This is a genomic window from Micromonospora sp. NPDC005163 (assembly GCF_053599835.1).
In genome coordinates, this window is record NZ_JBSFYP010000091.1 from 1 (window position 1) to 22473 (window position 22473).

Here is a 22473-nt window from a genome sequence, read left to right on the forward strand (position 1 = left end):
ACGATCCGCGACCGTTCATCTGGACCAAGACCGCAGAAGAGATCCTCGAATCACTCGCCCGATTTTGTAGGCGAATTTCCGGCGCAGGACACTAGTGCACCGCTGGTACCCGCTTTCACCAGTGCTTCGAAGCGCTCGCGGGCGTCCGGGGTGGCCCGCGCCAGCACTGTGTCGAGAGCTGCCTGCATATCGGCACGCAGACGGACCTTGTTGCCTTGGCTGCTCCACTTGGCCACCGTTCGCCGTGCCGCGCCGAGGTGCTCGGCGAAGCCGGTAACGCTCATCCGCAACGCCTGACGCAGCGCGCTCGCTTCTTGGCCGGTCCAGGTCGTCACCGCGGCCATCGCACGTCCTCTCAAAGGGGGACAGTCGGCCGGATGATCGTAACGGCACTTGGCGTGCTTGCAGGTGCACCGCGAGTGCACCGACAGGACATTCCCCTTGCCGCGCTCACCGAGCGAACCTGATTGGGCTGGTCCGCCGCTCTCGGCGAGTAGGCGGCCGGCACGCAATCGCAGCCTCACGCCAGGGAGCTCGGGATGAACGACGCAGTCGCTGGGGGTCTGGAGTTCGCCTTGGTGCTTCGGCCGGTGCCGCCCCAGCCCGCCCAAGCACGCGTGTGGTTGATGCCCCGCCTGCGTACCGCCATAAGGGCTGCGTGTGTGGGTGATTGGCGGTTGCCCCCGGCCGCCGAGGTGCGGCGGTGGGCTCGCCCCTTCCCGGCGAGCTCACCGCTCATCGTCCCGGAAGGGGCATCGGCGTGACGGTGTACGTCTCGCGTAACGCGATGGCCGACCAGTCCCGGCGCCCCGAGCCCGGGCGGGCGTCCTCGCAGTGGCCGGTGCAGCCCGCTGATCCGCCGCTGCTCACCCACGTGTGGCGTCGGCTGTTCGACCAGCAAGCCCGCGAGGGCGGCCGCCGGTGACCGGGCCACGGCGCCGTCTCGCAGCGCACCCGAGCGCGCTTGCCGGGGTGGAGCACCTGCCGATGCGTCCGCTGTGGCTGTGCCGCCGGTGCGGACAGCCATGGCCCTGCGGCGCGGCGAAGCTCGCGCTGTTGGCCGAGTACCAGGACGCGCCGGTGAGCCTGTTCCTCTATCTGGCTGCGTGCCTGCACGAGGCGATCGACGATTTGCACCGGCTCAACCCGAGCGTGACGGGCAGCGCCGCGGACATGTTCCACCGGTTCCTCGGCTGGCCCGCCCGGCACACCCACGCCTACCACGTCACCACTGTGGAAGGCACGCCGGCCGGGGAGCCGTCACCGTGAACGGCATCGTTGTCATCAATGCGACCGGCCATCCGGCGATCACCAGTAGCCTCCACACCCTGGTCGTGCAGACGTTCAGCTTCTAAATCCTGGTTTTGCGTAGCAGCCGGCCAGGCTGGGACTACTGAAACAAGAAGAAGTAACCCGCCGACACGCGGGGGCCAGCCAACGCGTCGGAGATGCAGCCCTTGGTGCCCTTGTCGATTAGGCCACCGGGGCCGGGCGTGGTTTGCCGGCGGACGGTCCACATCCACGTTTCCCGGTCGATGTCCTCGGCGCCGACGCCGAAAACCTCGCCGATCCGCGCGGCCGTGCACGCGGCGAATATCGTCACGTCGCATCGGAATGTGGCCGAGGGCCGGCACCATCCGCTTACGCCAACCAGCGAGGTGCGGGTCTAACGTCTTCCGCTCCAGGTCGCGCAGCGCCAGCGTCCTCACGCTCTCGCCGTACTCGGCCAGTCGCGTTGTCGCGGCCGCCGGGTCGGCGTCTTCATGCGCCGAGCTGACCATTGCGTCGATCCACGCTTGCGCCTCTTCCGGTGTCGCCATCGATGTTGACTTGGACGGGCGGCGCTTGGTCGTCGGGTCGACCCACCGAACCCGCGCCCGGTAGGGACGTTCCCGGCCGGCTCGCACTTCCATATCGGAGGCAAGCGGTACGCCGATCGGTGGCTGCGGGTGTGTCGGGCGACGGTCGGCCCGCAGCGTTGACTACAGGGCCGCGCAATGAGGCGCGCGGTGGCTGTCTGCTCGGTGCAGCCGTCAAGAGACCGCCCCGATTCATGGGGGGCCATCGAGAAAAGAGGCGGCCCTCTATTGTGAGGCTCCTGAATGAATGAGGTGGCCCCCCGAAAAACATCGATGGGGGCATGAGGGTGGCCCCTTTGATGACTTTCGATGAAAAGACATCGAGCAATCTCCATGTTCAGCTACCCCTTGAAAAGTATCGATGTTCGTGTCCGCCGTGCTCGTCGCCCTCCACTTCGAACACGACCGCACCGCACCACCTGCTCACGCAGCGCCACGAACCGTTACTCCGAAAGGTTCATTGACAAGCTGGGAAACGCCTGAAAGGGTCTCGCGTACAACGAAATTCATCCGATGTATTTTGGGTCTGACCATTCGGGGAGATCACGGTGATGCGGAAGAAACCCCTTGCACTGACACTTGGCATGTCACTGCTCCTGTCCATGGGTGTGGCGTCTAACGCGTCCGCGACCAGCTTCGGCGAGGAGCCCTTCCAGCCGAGCGCCACCTACGATCTGTCGGTGACCGACGCCGAGCGCGACGCGATCCACGCGGAAGTCGAGGCGTTGGCTGGACGCGTCAACAGCGCGCGGGCGGGGGACGGCACCTACGACCCGCTCAGTCTGATCGGGGCGATGCTGGACGGGTCGAGCTACGACTCCATCTCCCGAGGCGGCACGGCCGCGACGGCGTACCCCTTCCCGGTCAGCAACACCGAAACCAACCAGAACGAGTACGACCGCAAGGTCGCCAAGCTCGCCTGGGTGGTCAAGCTGGCCACCGACCTGGGTTTCCCGGTGGTCGTCCAACGCCAGCCCGACAAGTACGTCTACGCAGAGATCGGTGACCCGGACGCCCCGGAGATGGTCATGGCGTTGAGCCACCTCGACTCGCCGACGGCTTCCGTTTCGCCGGCCCAGCTGGCGCGCTGGCGGGACGCCGATGGCAACCTCGGCACTCCTGGTGCGTACCACTCGCCCTATGTCCAGGACGGCTGGGTCTACGGGGCGGGCCTGCAGGACGACAGCGGCCCGACGCTGGCGACGCTGCTCGCGGCCAAGGCGCTGCTCGAGGCGGGGTTGCCCCTCGACCGACGCATCCGCATCGTCATGGGAATCTACGAAGACGGCGGTCCCGGCACGCCCTCGACGACGAACACCGCCACCTTCCAGTCCATCCCGTACAACTCGAACCCGAGCTTCTACGACAACTGGGCCTACAAGAACCTCAACCGGGAGGAGACCCCGATCGCGGGCTACACCTCCGACTCGCGGTTCCCGGTCATCGTCGGCAACTCCGGATCGGTGACCCCGTCGGTGTCGATGAGCTTGTCCGCAGACAGCACCAAGGCCTTCCGGCTGACGAATGCCACAGCCGGTGTCACCCAGCGCGAAGGCGACCCGACGCTCAAGGACATCGCCTACGGCAGCACCACGCAGATCGCCTCGCGGGCCACCTTCACCCTTGACGTGGCGGGGGCCGGCTCCGCCGAGCGCGACCGATTCGTGTCGGCGATCACCGCTGCCGCGACCACGAAGGGTTGGCTCCCGGCTGCTCCCCGCACCACGCCCAAGGTGCAGACCACGATCACCGGCGACTCGCTCACGCTGGAGATCAACACCGATGTGGCGATGGAGATGCCGACCCCGCAGTACGGCAAGAATGCCATCGTGTGGGGAATGTTCCTCCTCTCCAAGGGACTCGGCGCATTGGGAACCACGGCCGCCGACATGCAATTGAAGAAAGCCGCCGACGGCATCGCCGACCTGTTCTTCCGCGACGGTGTCGAAGGCGAAGCCTATATCGGCAAGTACATGGGCATCCCGGCGAGCCTGTTGCGCAACCCGAGCAACGGCACGCCGAACCTGACCTTTGCCCTCATGGGAGGCATCAATTCAGAGACCCCGACGAGCTTTTACACGGACGCCTCCGGCAGCCTCAGCATGCCGATGTATGTGCGCAGCATGCACGTCACCGCGGCTGACTCCGGCCAGGCAACGGCGGCGGTTACGGCCGCCTTCCAGGCGAAGGGGTTCACCATCGGCAACCTCGGCTCGCCCGTCGGCGCCGGGTTGTACGTCACTCACGACAACCCGCTGACGGCTCTTCAGTTCGGGAGCTACCAAGCCTCGATCGACCGCAACCCGGGTGAGTTCGCGGATCCATATTCTCTCAGGGACGTGGTCTATCCGCAGGGCACGACCGGTGGCACCCTGGCCAGCAGCTTCCGCAATAAGATGACCGCCTTCGGCGCCGTCATCCCGGGTAACGAGCGCTGGTGGCACACGGCCAACGAGCGGATGAAGGTCGACTCGGCAGTGCAGATGACCAAGATCATGGCCGATGGCATGCTGGAGATGGCCCGTTACTCCGGGCCCGCCGGTGCCAAGTTCATGTCGGCAAGCATCCCGGGGCTGAACGCCGACCGGGCGGACCTCGACCTGCTCGACGTCACGATCGGAACCTACAAGGACGCGTCGGCCGCTGTCGGCACGAGCCAGTTGGGCACCCAGGCCCTGCTCGGCGCCACCTCGTTCAACATCCCGATGTGGAACGGGCGCGGCAACTCGGCCCCGACGGCGTCGGCTTTCGCACTGGGGCACGCCCCGGGAGGGGTCTACTTGCCCCTGACCGATACCGAGTACCTGAACAACACGTACGTCGCGCCGATGCGTCTGGAGTTCAAGGTGGAGCGCCCCGACCACATGTCGGACGCGGCTTGGGCGAAGTTCGTCGCCGGCGGCTACGGCGACTTCCAGTTCAACATTCTCGTCGGCGACGCGGTCGTGCCGCTGGCCGTTCCTGCGGGGCAGAGTGCGGACAAGTACTTCTCCTCGCGCATCTCGGCCAACAACCCCGACGCCATCTACCTGTCGGTCAACCTTGCGATCACCGATGCCCCGTACACCGGGGTGCAGGGCATCCTCGCGGATTCCAAGACGGACCTGTACACGGTCAATCCGACGTACTTGGCTTCAAACCCTGATCCGTTCCCCGGTCGCGGGGCCATCGAACAACGGGGCTTTTTCACCTTCGGTGATGGGCAGAAGAACGCGGAGTTCTCTTCGCCCGACGCGGTCTACGTGACAGTCGCCAACGCGGTCATCGATGCAAAGCCGTCGGCGGTGGTGAAGAAGTTGAAGGGCAACAAGAACGAGTTGACCGTCACGGTGAAGCAGACCCACATCGACGGCAGCGAGTCTCCTGTGACGGCCACGTTCACCATCGACAACAACGCTGCTGGCACTTACACCGTCGGCGATTACAAGGTATACGTCGAAACCAAGGGCAACACCCAGGTGCGGTCGATCTCCCTCGTGTGACGCGTGTGAACCGGACGTTCTGCACCGCGCACGAGAGGGCATGCGCGGTGCAGGGCCTCGGCAAAGTCGTGAGGGTGCCCGGCCTGATGTGGTTGGTGTAGACGCGCCCGTGCTGGTGGTAGCAGAGCGGGCATGACCGCTTCAGATGATCATCGAGGTTCCTACGCCTTATTGATCGTCCGAAGTGAGTCATGCCCGCGCTGCCATCATCGCTGATCTCGTCCTTGTCCGACGCACCGGCTGTCACCGTGCCCGAAGCCGCCGCCGGGCTGCCTGCGGCGTTGGCGGGTCTGCCGGATCCCCGCGCCCGCCGCGGGGTACGGCACCGCCTGACGGTCGTCGTCACTGCTGCCGTGTGTGCCGTGGTGGCCGGCTACCGCTCGTACGCCGCGATCGCCGAATGGATCGCTGACGTGCCGGCCGCGACCGCTCTCGCATTGGGCATCACCCCGGACCGGCGCCCGTCCGAGGCGATGATCCGCCGGTTGTTGCAGGCTCTGGACCCGGATCTGCTCACCGCCGCCATCAGCAGCTGGCTCTCCATCAGGACCGTGGCGACAGCGGCCCAGCGGCGGGCGATCGCCGTGGACGGTAAGACGCTACGCGGCTCCCGCACCACCAACCTTGCGGCCCGGCACGTCCTCGCCGCCTGCGACCAGGCCACCGGAGTGGTCCTGGCCAGCACCGACGTGGACGGCAAGACCAACGAAATCACCCGCTTCGCACCGCTGCTCGACCAACTAGCGACCTCTGCGACACCGTGATCACCGTCGACGCGCTGCACTGCCAACGCGACCACGTCGCCTACCCGGCCGAACGGCGCCCACTGGATCCTGACCGTCAAAAAGGCAACCAACCCAGCCTGCACGCCCAACTCGCCGGCCTGCCCTGGCGGGCAGTCCCTGACGCCACCCGCGACACCGGCCGCGGCCACGGCCGCCGCGAGATCCGCACCTGCAAGATCCTGACGATCTCCACCGGGATCGAGTTCCCGCACGCCGCCCAGGCCCTGCGGATCCGTTGTCGAACTGGGCCAGCACGGCGAGGTGTTGCCGCAGCTGGACAATCGGCATGCGGGCCCGCCAGTCGTCGTCGAGCGAGGTCAGGTCCGCTTAGACCTCGAACATCCGTCGCGCCTCCGGCGGGGGCGAGGTGGACCACACATGAGCGAGGTCGACCTCGGCCCACATCTACGACACGGCCGGGTCGATCAGCGCGGGCTGCCCGTCCGGAGTGGCCAGGATGTTCTGTGCCCACAGGTCGCCGTGCGTCAGGCACGCCGGCCGGTCCGGCAGCGGGCCATGGTGGTCTCCGTAGCGGGGTGGCCAACGAAACGTTCCTACCACGGCCGAGGTCACGTGGCGAGGTGCCGGCCGGTACCGGCGAGGTGCTCGTCGCGCGCACGCGGATGGAGCAGCGCTGGGCGATGCCGGCTATTCGCTCGTGGAACACGACGAGGGGGGTGGTCCGGTGCCAGGCGATCTCCAGCACGACCTGCGGGCGCGCGGTGTTGAGAATGCGGAGACCGCCTTCCCCGCTCCCGGCCGGTAAGGGGTGGGCCCGCCGCCTGACCACCCTCTCTCACCTCCCATCGGAGTGAGCCGGCGGGATCGGCGAGTGGTTCCCATCGCTGCGCCCGGACGTGCGCGTACGCCTCGACCTGCAACACGTTCGTCCACCGGTCGTCCTTGACGAACCGGTCGAGCACCATCGGCCTCTTCACCATGCGGGCGTAGGACACCGCTGATCGAGGGATTCTCCTTCTCGGTCGGGACTCCATGCAGGCCAGATCCTCCCGCAAGCCCCAAGGATTGGCGGCTTGGCGGGAGCTTCCGGCGGGCTGGTGGGGGAGATGCGTCTGGATTCCCGCCGCCTCGCCGAGCGCCGGCGGAACTCCAGGGAGACTCTGTCCTTGTCAACCGTTGACCGTCATTCAAACCAAGTGTTAACTGTTAACAGTTTTCGGGAGGTCAAGTGCTGAACGTCAGTCCCATCAGTGTGGAGTCGCTCGGGGAGAGGCTTGCCAGCGAGCTGCGCCGCCGCATCATCATGGGCGAGCTAGCCGCAGGCACGCGTCTCGTCGAGGAGGAGTTGGCTGAGTCGTTCCGGGTCAGCCGGGGCCCGGTCAGGGACGCCATCAAGATCCTGCGCGCGGAGGGACTGGTCGCCGGCACCGGCCGGAACGTCGCCACCCGCTCGCTCACCGCGGCTGACATCGACGAGCTGATGGCGCTCCGAGAGTCCTTCGAGCTGCTTGCGGTTGAGCGTGCCATCGCCGCCAGGCGAGATGACCTCGCCCGCGATCTGGAAGCGGCACTCGCCGACATGGATGCGGCAGTCGCCAACCGCAGTTCGACCGACTTCACGGCGGCGGACATCCGCTTCCACAGCGCCTTCTTCCACGCCGCCGGTCTGACCCGACTCGGCGTCCTGTGGAACCAGTTCCGTCCCACGATCGAGGGCCTGCTGTACGCCTCCGGTAAGCGCATGGACGACCTCGCACCGTCGGCGCGGGAACACCGCGACCTCGCCGGGCTGATCGCCGCGGGCAAGGTCGCCGAAGTCAAGGTCGAGCTGCACCGTCACCTGCAGACGACCTGTTCGCGGCTGCAGTCCGCGGTACCCCCACCACCCCTGCAGAAAGAGACCGACTGATGAGATCAAGAAGGATCGCGATAGCCGCCCTGGCCGTCGCCGCAAGTCTCGCAGTGACCTCGTGCGCCAACCGTGGCGGCGGGGGAGAGGCGTCGTCCGCCAACTACCCCGAGAAGGACCTCACCCTGGTGGTCCACGCCGGTGCGGGAGGCGGGTCGGACCTGACCGCCCGGACGCTCGCCAAGGAGTTGGAGTCCGACCTCGGGAAGTCGATCGTGGTGGAGAACCGCGCGGGCGGCGGTGGCCGTGTCGGCCTCACCTACCTCAAGGACCGGCCGGCGGACGGCTACAGCATCGGTTTCATCCCGGTCGAGGTGGCGATGCTCGGGCACCAGGGCGCCGACATCAAGCCCGACCAGTACACCATCCTCGGCCAGGTCATGAACGCGCCCGCGACCCTTTCGGTCCCGGCGGAGAGCCCCTACAAAACGTTCGCGGAGTTCCTGGGCGCGGCCAAGGCCGCCCCCGAGACGATCACCGTCTCGAACTCCGGAGCCGGCGCGATCTGGGAGGCAGCGACCCTCGCCCTCGGGGAGGCGGCCGGGGTGACTTTCAAGCCCGTTCCGTACGACGGCGGCGCACCGGCCGTGGCGGCCGGCGTGTCCGGCGAGGTCAAGGCCGTCATGGCGGGTGTGAGCGAGTCCGGCGCGGCAGCCAAGGACGGCCGGCTGCGGGTCCTCGCCGTGATGGCCCCCGAGCGTGTTTCCTCCCTGCCCGACGTCCCGACCGCGAAGGAACTCGGCGTCGACCTGGTCATGGGTGGTTGGGGCCTCATGGGCGCCCCCGCGAACCTGCCGTCCGAGGTCAAGCAGCGGCTCGCCGACGCCGTGCACAAGGCGGCGTCCTCGGTGACCTTCACCGACGTCATGACCAAGGCGGGCAACACCGCCATGGCCACCTCGCCCGACGAAGCCACCGCGTTCGCCCAATCGGAATTTCAGCGCTTCGGCGAGATCTACCAGAAATGAGCGCGTCTCACCCGACCCCCGAGGGTGACCACAGTGCTGCCTCGCCGTGGCGCGAGGCAGCACTGGGAGCGGCCTTCCTGACGCTGGGCGTCGTGATCCTGGTCCTCGCCCGCTCGATCGAGCTGCCCGACCGCGCGCTCGCGGTTAGTCCCCGCATCTGGCCCGAGACGTTGGGCATCGGGATCATCGGCATGTCGGCCCTGCAGATCGTCACCGCGTTCATCTCCACGCCGAAGCGTGACGACGCCGAGCCGGCCACGCGAGTCGGCGTGCTGCGGGTTGCCGGCTTCGTCCTGGCCACCCTCGCCTTCGGCGCGCTCTGGTACTACATCCACTTCCTGGTGTCCGGGATGGTCTTCGTGGCCGCGCTGACGCGGATCGCGGGCGGCCGCGGCATCAAGGAACTGATTCTATTTCCCGCCGGTATCACGGTGGTGCCCTACGTCCTGTTCGCGCTCCTCCTGAGAGTCCCGGTATGAACGCTCTCCTCGAAGGTTTCGGCGCCCTCTTCACCCTCCAGATCGCACTGTGCATCCTCGCCGGTGCCGCCATCGGCATGCTCGTCGGCGCCTTTCCCGGCATCAGCGCCACCATGGCGGTCGCCCTGGCCAGCGCCTTCACCCTGACCATGGAGCCGCTGCCCGGACTGGCGGTTCTCCTGACCATCCTCGTCGCCGCGCAGTTCGGCGACCGTATCCCGGCGATCCTCATCAACACCCCCGGTACGCCCGCCTCCATCGCGACCACGTTCGACGGCTACGCGCTCGCCCGCCAGGGCAAGGCCGGCCTCGCGCTCACCGCGTCGGCGTACGCCTCCGCGATCGGCGGCCTGGTGGGCATCGCGGTCTTGATGGCCGCGGCCGTCCCGCTCAGCAACCTGGCGCTCGAGTTCGGATCGCCGGAGATGTTCGCTCTCGTGGTCTTCGGGCTGACCATGATGATCGAGGTCTCGGGCGGCAAGATCGTCAAAGGTCTCATCGCGGGCATGTTCGGCCTCGCCCTCGGCGCCATCGGCCGCGATCCCCTGGACGGCTCCGACCGCTTCACCTTCGGCATCCCGCAACTCGTGGAGGGCATTCCCTTCATCGCGGTCATCATCGGCCTGTTCGGCATCACCGAGGTGTTCAGCCAGATGGTCGAACGCGGGCACGCCCAGCAGGAGGCGGTGCGCAGCTTCGGCCGCTGGTGGCCGAACAAGGCCGAGAACCGTGCCATGATCAAGCCCGTCGCCGTGGGCTCGGCCGTCGGCACCGTCGTCGGCATCCTGCCGGCGGCGGGCGGCGGCATCGGCGGCATCGTCGCATGGGACCAGGCGCGGCGGGTCTCCAAGGAACCCGAACTCTTCGGCAAGGGTTCACTGGAAGGGCTGACCGCGGCGGACTCGTCGTCGAACGCCGGCGTGGGCGGATCCGTCCTGACCACGCTCGCCCTCGGCGTGCCAGGGGACTCCGTGATGGCCGTCATGCTCGGCTCGATGATCATCTGGGGCATCCAGCCCGGTCCCAGCCTCTTTTCGCAGCACCCGGACCTGGTGTACTCGATTTCGGGTATCCTGATCTTCGCGACGCTGCTGACCCTGGGCCTCAGCCTTCTTCGGATGCGCGGAGTAGCCAAGCTGCTCGAGCTACCCACCCGTTTCCTGTGGGTCGTCGTGGTGACCTTCTGCATCGTCGGCACGTACGCGGTCAACAACAGCGTCTTCGACGTCGGCCTCATGCTCCTCTTCGGCGTCATCGGCCTGCTGTTCCGTAGGTTCGGTATTCCCGCCGGACCGATCGTGCTCGGCCTGATCCTCGGCCCCTTGGCCGAGCGCAACTTCCGTCGCTCCATGGAGCTCGGCGGTCTCGAGACGATCTACACCAGTCCGATCGCCGTCTTCCTCATCGTCGCCGCGGTCCTGGCCATCGCCGTGCCCCGTATCCGCTCCGGGATGAAGGCCCGTAACCGCCCGTCCCCGCCGGGTACGCCGGAACCGCGACAGGCGGCCGGAGTCGGCAGTTGATGGAGAAGCACTTCGTGGTGCGGGACGTGCCCGGCCAGTGTCACGGCAGCACGCTCTGCCAGATGACCGGCTCCTTCGTGGTCGCCTGGTTCCAGGGCGACCACGAAGGAGCGGCGAACTCGCAGATCTGGCTCAGCACCGGGGCCGGCGGCGACTGGGCCCCACCCCGCGTGGTCAGCGGCGACTTGGCGCCGTGCTGGAACCCGGTCTTCCATCGACAGGAATCCGGCGCGCTGCGCCTCTTCTTCAAGGTGGGGAAGACCATCTCGGCGTGGCGGACGTTCCACACCACCTCGGTGGACGCCGGCCGGACGTGGTCGGTGCCGCACCCGCTCCGGCCCAACGCGCCGGGCGGACGCGGACCGGTACGCACGCCACCCGTTCGCCTGCCGTCCGGCCGGCTGCTCGCCGGCGCATCCACCGAGACGTGGGCAGCGGGGCCCCGGTGGGACTCCTTCGTCGAGATCAGCGACGACGACGGCCGGTCGTGGCGCCGTACTGATGACATCGTTATCGACCGCGACACGTTCTCGGGCGCTGGGACCATCCAACCCGCACTGTGGCAGACCTCCACGGGGCAGATCCGCCTCCTCGCCCGGAGCACGGCCGGCCGTCTCGTCTTCTCCTTCAGTGACGACGACGGTGAGACATGGTCGGCCGGAGTGCTGAGCAGCATCGCCAACAACAACTCCGGCATCAGCATCTGCACCGTCGACGACGCGGTGTACCTGGCGCACAACCCGACCAGTGGCGACTGGGCGTCGCGTGCGCCGCTGCTGATCTCGCGGTCGACCGACGACGGTGCCACCTGGGAGCCCTGGGCAACCCTTGAGGAATCGCGGGGCGGCGCCGGTGACGAGGCCTACCAGCCGGCCGACTCGGGCGTCGTCACCACCGGTGCCAACGAATTCTCCTACCCGTGCCTCGTCCGGACCCGCGACGGACTCGCCGTCACCTACACCTGGCAGCGCCGCGGGATCGCGCTCGCCCTTCTCACCCCTTCGAACCGGAGCAACTCATGAGCGCCTACCCCGACGCCAAGCTGATCACCGCCGTGCCGACCCTCTTCGACCAGGACGGTGCCCTCGACCTCGGCGCGACCAAGGCGGCCTACGCACAACTGGCCGAGGCGCCCCTGGACGGCATCTTCGTCGCCGGAACGACGGGTGAGTTCACCACTCTCAGCGATGACGAGCGCCTAGCCGTCTGCGCCGCCGCCGGTGACGCCTTCGGTCTCGACCGGACCTACTGGCACGTCGGTGCGGCGTCCCGGTACCAGGCGGCCAGCCTCACCCGGGCCGCGGTGGACCGCGGCGCCCACCGCCTCGCGGCGCTGACACCGCACTACTACGCCGCCACCGAGTCGGCCCTGCTGTCCTATTACGAGACCCTGGTCGCGCGGGCCGCCGGCATCCCCGTCTACGGGTACCTTTTCGAGGCCCGGACGACCACGTCGGTGACGCCCACCCTGCTCGCCCGGCTGGTCGACACGGGCCTCGCCGGAGTGAAGATCAGCGGTGCGGGCGGCGCCGTCGTCGGTCGGTACCTCGCCGCGCTCGACGGCCGGCCGATCCCGGTCTACTCCGGTGCCGACGCGGAGTTCGCCGAGGTGGTCAACCTGGGCGCGGCAGGCGTGGTCTCCGGCGTCAGCTCCGCGCTGCCGGCACCCTTCCTCGAGGTACGAAACGCCCTGCGCGCCGGCGATGCGGCGGCGCTGGCGGTCGCGCGCGAGCGCGCGCGCCGGGCCGTCGCCGCCACCGGGCAGGGCAACCTCGCCCACCTGAAAGCGGTCCTCGAACTGCGCGGCATCCCCGCCAGCGGGCTGCGCGCCCCGCTCGACCGCATCCCCCCGGAGGAACGCCGCACGCTCGAGGCCGACATCGCCGACCTCCTCTGACCCCACCCGCCCTTCCAACGAGTCGCCCCTGACAACTACCGCCTTCCCGTCCTGGCCGAGGAGCCCAGCGCCGAACCCAGCGCCGAACCCAGCGCCGAACCCAGCGCCGAACCCAGCGCCGAACCCAGCGCCGAACCCGGCGTCGTCCACACCGTCGTCAGCGGTGACCTCCGGGTCAGCGCGAACGTCACCTGCTGGCCAATGCAGCAGCAGTTCGAAGCCGACCTGGAGAAGGCTGTCGCCTCGCTGGGCTGGTGCACGAGGCGCGCCCACCCGGGGTCGACGGCGAAGCCGGGCACGGATTCATCGTCAGCCAGCAACAGGGCATTCGAGGTATTCCGGACGGTCCCGCCGGAGGCGCCGGGTTTCCTCGCGGAGGCGGTGTGGCTGTACAGCCACCACGTCCTGGCCGGGCTGCGTCGCATCGCGGCCCGATCTTCGTCGTGGCGAACTGGAGCGGCCAGTTCCCCGGCCTGGTCGGCCTGGTCGGCCTCACGGCCAGCCTGACCAAGGCGGGTGTTCCTCACTCCATCCTCTGAAGTGAGGACTTCACCGACGAATGGGCGCTGCGGGGTCTGCGGACCTGGCTGGAGACGGGAACGCTCACCCACGACTAGAGCCACGTCCGGGACCGGCCCGCGCTGCCGGCCGCCCCGGAGGTGGAATTGGGCCGAGCCGTCGCCGCCCAGTTCAGGCGGGAGAAGGTGATCATCTGCGTCTTCGACGAGGGCTGCATGGGCATGTACAACGCCATCATCGACGACGAGCTGCTCAACCCCCTGGGCATCTACAAGGAGCGGCTCTCGCACAGCGCGCTGGTCGCGGAGATGGCCCGGGTCGGCGACGACGAGGCGCAGGCCGTGCATGACGGGCTGTACGCCGCCGGGGTGACCTTCCACACCGGCACCGAGGAGGCGACTGAACTCACCGACGCGCAGTTGCTGAGCCAGTTCCGCATGTACATCGCGGCACTGCGGATCTCGGACGACTTCGGCCTGGACGCCGTGGGAATCCAGTACCAGCAGGGCCTAAAGGACACTGTGCCGGCCGGCGACCTCGCCGAGGGCCTGCTCAACAACGCCGAGCGTCCACCGCTGCTCGGCCGCGACGGCAAGCGGGAGCCGTACGCTGGCGCGCCGCTGCCGCACTTCAACGAGGTCGACGAGGGGACGGCCGTCGACTCGCTTGTCACCAACCACATCCGGACAGCGATGGGACTCGATCCGGCCACGACCCTGCACGACGTCCCGTGGCGTGCGGAGTCCGACGGCCAGCCGCCGATGTACTTCCCCCTCGGCGGCGAAACGCTCAGCGGGGTGTCGAAGCCCGGCGAGATCGTGCGGTCGCGGGTCTTCATCATGGCCGGCGCGCTGCACGTCGACCTCGGCCGCGGCACGGCGCTCGAACTGGCGACGGACGCAAATCACCTCAACGGCGCCTACGTCGACGGTCCGGACGACGCGGACCGGTCCCTGCTTGCCAAGGCCGCCACGTTCGAGGCCCTCAGGGTGATGGTCCACATCTGCGGAGAAGTCCGCCTCGGACGAGCTGAACCGTCCGGCGGCGGCGTCGCCACGACCGACGCCGCCGCCGGGCCCTGGCCAGGATCCTGACCACCACTGAACGAGCCGCAGGGGTGGATGCGCCGCGGTGCGGGGGAGATGCGGCGACCGGGTGCGCGCCGTGCGGAATCGAGGCCGTTGACATCGAGGCGAGCCGCTGGCAACCTACTGTTAACAGTAGACAGTTAACGGAGCGGATATTCGTCTCCGTTGTGGAGCGAACGCCCGCACGGATTGGCGGGCAGTGAGCCAGGCCGCGGGCTCTGCCCGCACCGTCGGTGACCTGCCGCCGATGTCCGAGCTGCGAGACCGTTTTGCAACCGGTAGCCGGTCTCGACCGCAGGGTGGCCCGACGCGGAACTGATCACGCGGATTTGGGGGAGGGCTTTGCACCCGAGTTGGCGCAGGGGACGGGCACGAACACGGGCACGGGCGCCACCTGGATGGTCATGGACTGCCCACCGCCCGTACCACCAAATTGGACCAGAGGAGAGATCGTGTTCGTACACCTGACCACGCTGCGCCGAGTGCTGGTTCCCGGCCTCGCCGCCGTGCTGGCGCTACCGGTAGCCGGAGTCGCCCGCGCCGCGGAACCGCCCGGACACAGCGACGCTTTTCGTGCCTACGCCTGCCGCCAGGACATCCACCCGCAAGACCCGGACTACCCCGGCGTCCACGTCGCGTCCATCGAGAAGGCACCCAACGGTGACCTCCTCTACTCGTTCTACGCCGGCACCCGTGAGGGCGCCGACGACGTGGCCACCTACCTGAGCCGACTCCCGGTCGGATCCAAAACCTGGACCGAACCGAGGGTGATCTTCGACGAGCCCGGCCAGCCAGACGGAAACGCCGTGCTGTGGGCCGATGACGACACCACCTACCTGTTCTTCTCCACGATTCGTGGGGGTGGCTGGACAGAAGCCGACCTCCGCCTCATCCGCTCAACTGACAACGGCCGCACATGGAGCGCGCCGGAACAGATCCGCGAGGAGTGGGGCTGGCTCTTCGGCACCCAACCGTTCCGCATGTCCAACGGAGAAGTCCTCGTCCCCATCTACAGCGAAACGCGATGGGCGTCCGGCTGGTACATCCCCAGCGACAACTACTCCACCTGGGTGCCGCACCCGTCCGACAACGACGCGGAATGGCCCACCTCGCCGAAGGGGGCGATCCAGCCGGCCACCGTCGAACTCGAACCTGGGCACCTGCTGGCCTACCTCCGCACCCGCGACCAGGCCATCTACAAGACCGAGTCGTTCGACTACGGCCGCACCTGGACCGCGGCCGAGTCGACGGGACTGCCGAACAACAACGCCCGGGTGGCCCTGATCAAGCTCGCCGACGGCAACCTCGTGCTGGCGCACAACCCGATCACCTCGGGTAGGAACGTCCTGCGGCTCTCCCTCTCCACCGACCAGGGCAAGACCTGGACGAGCCACGTCGACGTCGAGTCCGAGCCCGGTGCCGAGTTCTCATACCCCTATCTGATGCAGACCGGCGACGGCATGATCCACCTCGCCTACACGCACCGACGTGAGTCCATGCGACACCTCGTCTTCAACGAGGAGTTCGTGCGCGCCGGCGCTGACCTGCCCTCCAACCCGCTGCCCGTCCCCGTCGAGCTCCGGAACGGGAAACTGAAGCAGCCTTCCGCCTGCCACTACTCCCCACGCTGACCGCTGCGAGTACGGACGCCACGACACGATCGTGGCGTCCGTGCCGCCAGGTTCAAGACGAGGCCCAAACTGACGCGAGACCACCATTCGCGGCTGGTCCAAGAAGACCCGGCTGCCCAGATCCCGGCCCCGAAAAGCCCTGATCGGCGCGCTGCCGTGCCGCCTCGACGGTCGATGTACCTGGTGACCGCCTCCGGTGAACAATTCGGCGTCGGCCTGGCGGCCACCATGGGCGAGATCAGTCAGGCGCTCTCCCCGGACGGGCGGTGGTTCGCCCAGCGCCGAGACGGGCAGTGGTGGATCCGCGACCTCACCGGGGTCACCGAGAGGGCCGTCCCGCCCGGGTACGAGTTGCGGCAGTGGTCGACCGACGGACGGGCGTTGCTGCTCGGGCAACCCTGCGGCGCCGGCGAGGCGTACGCAGCGTTCACCCTGCCCGGCGGAGAGCTGCGCCCACTCGCGTTACGCGGGACGCCAGGCCGCCGGATGCTGGCATTCCTGCACGGGCGTGAACTGGCCACCGCGGAGTTCAACGTCGGCCCGAAAGCCCGGCCGCGCCGCCAGCTCACCATCGCAATTCAGGCGTCGACGGCCGCACCGCCCGCTCGGTGTCGCTGGCCACCACCCAACAGGTGGGCCCCGGCGACGTCCGCAACGCGCTCGCCCCGCTCGTGCGCGGCGGCAGCGAGTCGCCGGCGGTGTGGACTCTTGTCGGCCGGCGGGAGGAGGGTCCCGACCGGCAAGCCGGAGGGGGCGCTGACGGTGCCCCCGATGACGTTGGTCGGGGTCGATCTGCGGTCCGGCCGACCGGCCGGCCGGACCGACCTCGTGGTGCCCCGGGGCGGCGAGGGTGAAAATCCCTCGGTCCCGTCGGCGTCGAGGTCCTCCCGCGACGCTGGATCGGGGACGGCCGTGAGCTGGTCGCCGCCGACCCGGCCACCGGCCGGCGTCGGGTGCCGACCTCGCTGCCCGACCGTGCGCGGATGATCGTTCCCGGCGGCTAAAGAGGCCGGGGCCTAGACGCAGCTAGGCCGCTACGTCAGCAAGAAACAAGCTCTGTCGTTCAGGCGCTTGGCGTGTTGGTGGGACGGTGCAGCGCTGTTTTGGGCTGGGCGAAGGCGAGCCGCAGGGTGTGTGCGGTGAGTCGGATGCCCCACCAGGTGAGGGCGGCGAGGTAGCCGACGATGAGGGCACTGGTGGTGTCGATGGTGAATACGAGGGCGTAGCCGATGGCGAGGCCGGGTGCGGTGATGGCGCGGATCGTGCGGCTGCGGCTCATCGTTAGGGCGGTGGCTATGCCGACGAGGGCTGCGCCGATGCTGCCGGCGATGCCGGCGATGTTGTTCGTGGAGATGGGTGTCGTGAGGGTGAGTGCGGCGCGCATGAGGTAGATGCCCGCGGTGGCGGTGATCGCGTGGGTGATTGCGGGGCGGGTCATGGCGAGCCAGGCGGGCAGGTCGTCGGCGGAAATTCGGGGTGCGGTGGCCGCGATGAGGGCGGCGCAGGCAGCCAGCGGTACGGCGGCGCCGAGGGTCCATTTCAGGTAGGGGGTGTAGTCGAATCTGACGGCGGTGCCGGTGGCGAGGCCGTAGAGCGCGGCGGTGATGGCGCCGCCGACGGCGGCCGTCAGGTATCCCCGTCGGATGAGACTGCCTGTTGTGGGCTCGGGTGTTGCGGCGGGTGTTCTGGCGAGCCAGGTGGTGGGTGGCAGGTGCGCCACGGCGAATGCGGTGAGCATGACGAGTGCGCCGGCGGCGCCGATTTGCGGTAGCGAGGTGCGAACGCCGACGACCCAGGTGCTGTAGGTGGAGACGTAGGCGGTGAGTACGGCTTGCAGGAGCAGGGCCAGGGAACAGGCACCGAGGAGCAGGGCGCCGGTGAGGTCGCCGACACGTAGGCGGACGCGGGGTAGCCGTGCGGCGACTGCCGAGCCGGGTTGGTGGGTGGTGGTGAGCGAGAGGGCCCCATCAGCGAGGGCGTGGGTGTGGTCGATGAGGGTGGGGGTGATGCCGGCGGCTGCAGTGAGTCGGTCGGCCATCGCGGGCACACCGAGGGCTGGCCTGAGAACGACGTCCGCGAGGTGCGTTTTGTCGACGTCGGCCGCGTCGAGGAGTCCGTCGACTGCGTCGGGTATCTGGTCGAGGAGGGGCTGTGCGGCGACCGTGACGTCATCGCGAGTGATGACGGCGGGTTGGCGGGGTGCGGGCAGCAGGATCGGCGCTTGGTCTTGGGTCGCGAGCAGACCCCTGGCGGTCCGGACAGATTCCAGGAGGGCACGTCCGGCGTCTGCGTCGTCGTTACCGGGCGCAGTCGTCACCGCTCGGAGCGGGTCGCTGTCGGCGGTTGCCGTCTGGACGACGCGTTGGGCGATGAGGTGGTCGAGGCTTTGGACGAGATTGATCTGCTGTGTCGCGAGTTCGCGGTAGCCGTCGGCGACGGTCTGTAGGACGGTGAGGGTCGCCGGTTCGCGGTCTGCCTGACATACGAGCAGGCAGGAGCTTTCCGGCACGGTGAGGCCGAGCGTCGTGGCGTAGGCGGCGAGGGCGGCGGGTGCGGTGACCAGGGCGGGAGGTGGAAATCCCGCACGGGTTGCTGCCTCGCTGATGTGTCCGCAGCGGCGTGGTCCCCAGCTCGGCGGAACGGTCACGGTGAGCGCGGTGATCGGCCCGTTGACGTGGATGGCAGCGTGATGGGTGACGTGCCGCAGCACGGCGGCGAGCAGATCCACCGGGTCGGGTTGCGCCTCATCGGCGGCGTTGGTGGGCCGGCCGAGCAGGTCCGTTGGGTTATCGACGAACCGATGGTCTACCGGCAAAGACATCGCGGCCATGGTGTCGAGACCGACGTAGATCTCCCCGGCGGGGCCGATGGCGACGCCCGGCGGCATGGCGAGGCGACCGTCGATGAGGATGGGGATCTTCAGGCCGTGGCGGCTGACAGTGGCCGCGATGGCCGACGAACTCAGGTCGATCGACAACACGGTGCCTCCGCTTGGCATGAGGGGCAGTCTCGCCCGTGAGGGCGACCGGGTGTCAACCGTGATCCGCTGAACGTGACTCGTTGTGCGCGGATGGTGAGAATCCTTCTCGGCGGGATAGTCGAAACACTCACCCTGGTGTATTTGGAAGATCGGGGATCAACCACAGGGGGACAGGTGCCGCAGACGCGCCGGGGCAAAGGCGACAGGCTAGCCGAGTACGGTGCACGAGCCACCGTCCGCTTTCCACACGAATCGCTGCCGCGCCGCGCGAGGCCCTCACTAGGAGGGGCTGTTCGCGGCGTCATCGGCGCCGGCCTCTTCCTGGTCACCGTTCCGGCGCTGCTGTGGGCCGCGGGTGGGAACCCGCTGCACCGGCTGCCAGCCTGGTCGCAAATCCCGGAGTGGTTCGAACGCTCCAGCGGACGGTTCACCCCGGACTTCCTCATTGGGGCGGCGTTCTGGGCGATGTGGCTGCTGTGGGGCGTGTTCACACTGCTCCTGCTGGCCGAGATCCTCGCCGCGGTGACACGGTGGCGTATCCCCATACTGCGGCTGCCGGCCCCGCTGCACCGGCTCGTGTTCGGTCTGGCCGGCACGGCCGCGCTCGCCGTCGCCCCCGCCGGCTCCCTCGACGCGGCGGCGCATCCGGATCGACCGTCTACACCCGTCGCCGCGACCGAGCGCGCCGACGTTCCCCGGCAAGCCGCAGCCCGTGGGCCCGCCATCATCCACGTCGCCGACCAGCGCTACCTCTACATGGTCGAGCGACACGACACCTTGTCCAAGGTCGCAAAGGAGTGGCTCGGCGACGCGGGTCGGTGGCCGGAGGTCTGCCGCCTCAACAAGCACCGCCACTTTCCTGTCGGCGGTGTCCTGCGTGACTGCGACCTCATCTACCCCGGCTGGGAGCTCCGCCTACCTGCCGACGCCCGCCCACCACAAGCCGCCACACCAGCCACGCCCCCCACGCCCCGGTCGGGCCGGCCCGCGACACCACCCGCATCGCCGAGCGCCGCCCCGGACCCGTCCGATCCCGCCGTGCCGCCACCCGCGCCCCAGCCACCGGCCGCCACTCCCACCACCACGCGGTCCGCAGCCCCAAGCAAGTCCGTTCCACCGCCAGCGCCGTCCGGGGTCGCCAACCCCGCCACGCCGCCGCCCGTCACCAACAGTCCTACACCGGCCACAAACGACCAGGCTGTGCATCTGTCGGACTCAGGATGGCTGCCCTGGTCGCTCGCCGCCGCCATCAGCGCCGCCGCCGCGATGGTTTGGCTTCAACGCCGCCGTCGATACACCGGCGAGCCTGACGATGACCCGCCCACCGAACTGCCCCCAACCGTGGTCCAGGTCCGCCGCGCCGTCGCCGCCCGCAACCCCGAGCCTACGAATGCGAACAGCGACGACGGCCCAACGCCCGACCTCACATCACTGCCGACCGGCGGAACCGGAATCGTCGGCGACGGCGCACACGCTGCCGCCCGCGCCGCCCTCGTCGCCGTGCTCGCCTCCGGCGGCCCGCACCACCCCGACGCCCGCGGCGAGGTCGTCATCGACGCCGCCACCATGACCACGCTGCTCGGCCCCGACGCGGCGACCCTCAGCGCATGGCCGCGCCTACACGTGACCCACAACATCAACGACTCGCTCACCGTCATCGAGTCCCGGCTGCTGCACCGCAGCCGCATCCTCGATGAGCACGCCCTGACCGACTTGGACGAGCTGCGGCGAACAGCGCCCGACGAGGAAGCGCTACCGCCAGTCATGCTCATCACCGAGACCCCACCCGCCAGTGCCCGCATGCGCGCCAAGGTTGCCCTCGCATTAGGTGAGGGTCTGCACGTGTCCGCGCTGCTGCTCGGCGAATGGGCCCACGGTCCCACCGTCGAGGTCTCCCCGGACGGAGACACCACGCTCATATCCGGGCAGTCCGCCGAACCGCTGCCGCCGCGACTTCCGGTGCTCGCGCCGGCCGTCGCCGTCCAGATCCTGGCCACGCTCCGCGAGGCGCAGACCGGCGAACCGCCCGCCATCACCTCACCGGCCGTACCGGTCACGATCGTGCCCCTGCACGTCAGCCGCACGCCCACCGCCACGGACCCGCCTACCCCGACCGCCGTCAAGCCCACCGCCGACACCCTGTCGGGAAGGGCGCGGCTGCGCGTGCTCGGCACACCCCGCATCGAAGGCATCACCGCCGAAGGCCGGCCGCTCCGAGCCAAAGCCCTGGAACTGGCGGTCTACCTCGCCGTCCACCCAGACGGAGCCGGCACCCGCGACATCGGCGAGTACCTCGAGCCCGACGCCCGTATCAGCCAAGCCGACCAGCGCGTACACACCAACGCCTCGAACCTGCGGCACGTCCTCGGCCGCGCCGGCACCGCCGAGACAAAGAACGGCTACGTCATCAAGTCCGCCGGACGATACCTGCTCGACCCCGCCACCGTGGACGTCGACGTGTGGACCCTCCGAGACCTGATGCGCAGCGCCACCATCGCCACCGAGCCGCGCCGCCGCGAACTCCTCACCGCCGCCTGCGACCTCTACACCGCACCCCTCGCGGACGGCCAGGACTACGAGTGGCTCCAGCCCCACCGCGAGACGGTCCGCCGGTGGGGCACCGAAGCCCACCTCCTGCTGGCCGACGACCTTCTCGACACCAATCCGGAGGCCGCATCCGACCTGCTCGACAAGGCCATCGGACTCGATCGCTACAACGAAGCCCTCTACATCAAGGCGATGCACGCCCGACACGCCCTCGGCGACGCCGACGGCATCCGAACCCTGCTGCGCGCCCTGACCAAAGCCCTCGCCGACCTCGACGCCGAACCGCAGGAAGACACCACCGCGCTCGCCACACAGCTGCGTAACAGCCTGGACGAAATCTGACCGTATACCGCCAGGCCGCCCCGCGCACGTTTCGACGCCGTCCGCCTGGTCCGTTCGCTGCACCTCGTACGGCCTGCGCATCGGCCCGCCCCCGTAAACCGTCGAAACCGCCACCGCGCTGGCCGCCGCCCGCCTGCTGTCGGGCCGGACCAGCTCGATACTGGCCGCCTTCGCGCGGCAGGCAGCCGGAATGATTGTGCTCGTCCTCATTGGCCTGGGTGTCATGCGACTGCCGCCGCGATCGACCTCCGCTGCATCGGTCGCCTCGCGGCCGGAGCCGTCCTGGCGCTCGGATCGTTCCTGGTTGCCGGCGCTGCGCTCGTCCTGGCATTTCCTGACCAGCACCCCGAAGAGGCGGCGACGGAACCGCACGTGACCCTTGATGACAGGAGACAGCGTCCCCCAGCATCCGCTCACTGCGCAGACTCTTCCTGTCGGCGGTCTCGTCGGGCACCGTGTCTGGTGCCGGCGATCTCGGGTCGTCGGCGCACCTGGTCCCCACC

The 22473-nt window shown here is 68.8% G+C and carries 17 protein-coding genes and 2 pseudogenes; 14 read left to right on the forward strand and 5 right to left on the reverse strand.

All coding sequences use genetic code 11. From position 1 onward, the window contains the following. Window positions 1-95: 95 nt before the first annotated feature. A pseudogene (locus tag ACWD6N_RS34210) lies at window positions 96-344 on the reverse strand (hypothetical protein); the annotation flags it as partial. Between the two features lie 416 nt (window positions 345-760). Between ACWD6N_RS34210 and amcA the strand changes: the two are divergent. After that, window positions 761-925 carry a multiple cyclophane-containing RiPP AmcA gene (amcA, locus tag ACWD6N_RS34215; protein WP_450006212.1) on the forward strand — a complete coding sequence of 55 codons (165 nt, stop codon included), beginning with the start codon at window positions 761-763 and terminating at the stop codon, window positions 923-925. Further along, window positions 922-1269, forward strand: coding sequence for a hypothetical protein (locus tag ACWD6N_RS34220; RefSeq protein WP_387330619.1), 348 nt, complete (start codon window positions 922-924; stop codon window positions 1267-1269). Before amcA ends, ACWD6N_RS34220 begins: the two co-directional genes overlap by 4 nt. A gap of 184 nt (window positions 1270-1453) precedes the next feature. Here the strand turns inward: ACWD6N_RS34220 and ACWD6N_RS34225 are convergent. After that, window positions 1454-1913 (reverse strand): annotated as a pseudogene (locus ACWD6N_RS34225) (site-specific integrase); the annotation flags it as partial. A 530-nt stretch (window positions 1914-2443) separates the two neighbouring features. Here ACWD6N_RS34225 and ACWD6N_RS34230 point away from each other — a divergent pair. Both ACWD6N_RS34230 and ACWD6N_RS34235 read left to right on the forward strand, forming a co-directional pair. Beyond that, entirely contained in the window at window positions 2444-5341 is a 2898-nt protein-coding gene (locus ACWD6N_RS34230; protein WP_387330616.1) for a M20/M25/M40 family metallo-hydrolase, read from the forward strand. Window positions 5342-5565: 224 nt separating this feature from the next. Continuing rightward, window positions 5566-6105, forward strand: coding sequence for an ISAs1 family transposase (locus ACWD6N_RS34235; RefSeq protein WP_387330613.1), 540 nt, complete (start codon window positions 5566-5568; stop codon window positions 6103-6105). A 426-nt stretch (window positions 6106-6531) separates the two neighbouring features. Here the strand turns inward: ACWD6N_RS34235 and ACWD6N_RS34240 are convergent, their stop codons facing one another. Continuing rightward, entirely contained in the window at window positions 6532-6699 is a 168-nt protein-coding gene (locus tag ACWD6N_RS34240) for a fructosamine kinase family protein (RefSeq protein ID WP_450006215.1), read from the reverse strand. 616 nt (window positions 6700-7315) lie between these two features. Between ACWD6N_RS34240 and ACWD6N_RS34245 the strand changes: the two genes are divergently transcribed. The 6 genes from ACWD6N_RS34245 to ACWD6N_RS34270 are packed head-to-tail and all read left to right on the forward strand — an operon-like array spanning window position 7316 to window position 12863. Beyond that, window positions 7316-7996: a GntR family transcriptional regulator gene (locus tag ACWD6N_RS34245; protein WP_450006217.1), complete on the forward strand. Its 681-nt coding sequence runs from the start codon at window positions 7316-7318 to the stop codon at window positions 7994-7996. After that, on the forward strand, window positions 7996-8964 hold the full coding sequence (locus ACWD6N_RS34250; protein WP_387330605.1) for a tripartite tricarboxylate transporter substrate binding protein: 969 nt from the start codon (window positions 7996-7998) through the stop codon (window positions 8962-8964). The genes ACWD6N_RS34245 and ACWD6N_RS34250 overlap by 1 nt, the downstream gene beginning before the upstream one ends. Beyond that, entirely contained in the window at window positions 8961-9443 is a 483-nt protein-coding gene (locus ACWD6N_RS34255) for a tripartite tricarboxylate transporter TctB family protein (RefSeq protein WP_450006219.1), read from the forward strand. The genes ACWD6N_RS34250 and ACWD6N_RS34255 overlap by 4 nt, the downstream gene beginning before the upstream one ends. Continuing rightward, window positions 9440-10966, forward strand: a complete 1527-nt coding sequence (locus ACWD6N_RS34260) for a tripartite tricarboxylate transporter permease (protein ID WP_450006221.1) — start codon at window positions 9440-9442, stop codon at window positions 10964-10966. Before ACWD6N_RS34255 ends, ACWD6N_RS34260 begins: the two co-directional genes overlap by 4 nt. Continuing rightward, on the forward strand, window positions 10966-11988 hold the full coding sequence (locus tag ACWD6N_RS34265) for an exo-alpha-sialidase (protein ID WP_450006223.1): 1023 nt from the start codon (window positions 10966-10968) through the stop codon (window positions 11986-11988). Before ACWD6N_RS34260 ends, ACWD6N_RS34265 begins: the two co-directional genes overlap by 1 nt. Next, window positions 11985-12863, forward strand: coding sequence for a dihydrodipicolinate synthase family protein (locus tag ACWD6N_RS34270; RefSeq protein ID WP_387330593.1), 879 nt, complete (start codon window positions 11985-11987; stop codon window positions 12861-12863). The genes ACWD6N_RS34265 and ACWD6N_RS34270 overlap by 4 nt, the downstream gene beginning before the upstream one ends. A 35-nt stretch (window positions 12864-12898) precedes the next feature. Here ACWD6N_RS34270 and ACWD6N_RS34275 read toward each other — a convergent pair whose 3' ends face one another. Beyond that, entirely contained in the window at window positions 12899-13390 is a 492-nt protein-coding gene (locus ACWD6N_RS34275; RefSeq protein WP_450006226.1) for a hypothetical protein, read from the reverse strand. Window positions 13391-13522: 132 nt separating this feature from the next. Here ACWD6N_RS34275 and ACWD6N_RS34280 point away from each other — a divergent pair, with 132 nt between their 5' ends. From ACWD6N_RS34280 to ACWD6N_RS34290, 3 genes are all read left to right on the forward strand, one after another. After that, complete coding sequence (locus ACWD6N_RS34280; protein ID WP_450006228.1) at window positions 13523-14476, forward strand: hypothetical protein; 954 nt, start codon at window positions 13523-13525, stop codon at window positions 14474-14476. 446 nt (window positions 14477-14922) lie between these two features. Beyond that, complete coding sequence (locus ACWD6N_RS34285; protein ID WP_387330588.1) at window positions 14923-16101, forward strand: sialidase family protein; 1179 nt, start codon at window positions 14923-14925, stop codon at window positions 16099-16101. A gap of 156 nt (window positions 16102-16257) precedes the next feature. Further along, on the forward strand, window positions 16258-17088 hold the full coding sequence (locus ACWD6N_RS34290; RefSeq protein WP_450006230.1) for a hypothetical protein: 831 nt from the start codon (window positions 16258-16260) through the stop codon (window positions 17086-17088). Window positions 17089-17164: 76 nt separating this feature from the next. Here ACWD6N_RS34290 and ACWD6N_RS34295 read toward each other — a convergent pair whose 3' ends face one another. Further along, the gene (locus ACWD6N_RS34295) at window positions 17165-19081 is read right to left on the reverse strand and encodes an Hsp70 family protein (RefSeq protein ID WP_387330582.1); all 1917 of its coding nucleotides are present in this window, start codon (window positions 19079-19081) and stop codon (window positions 17165-17167) included. Window positions 19082-19255: 174 nt separating this feature from the next. Here ACWD6N_RS34295 and ACWD6N_RS34300 point away from each other — a divergent pair, with 174 nt between their 5' ends. Then, window positions 19256-21970 (forward strand): transcriptional regulator, encoded by a 2715-nt coding sequence (locus ACWD6N_RS34300; protein WP_387330579.1) that lies wholly within the window; start codon window positions 19256-19258, stop codon window positions 21968-21970. Window positions 21971-22473 lie beyond the last annotated feature (503 nt).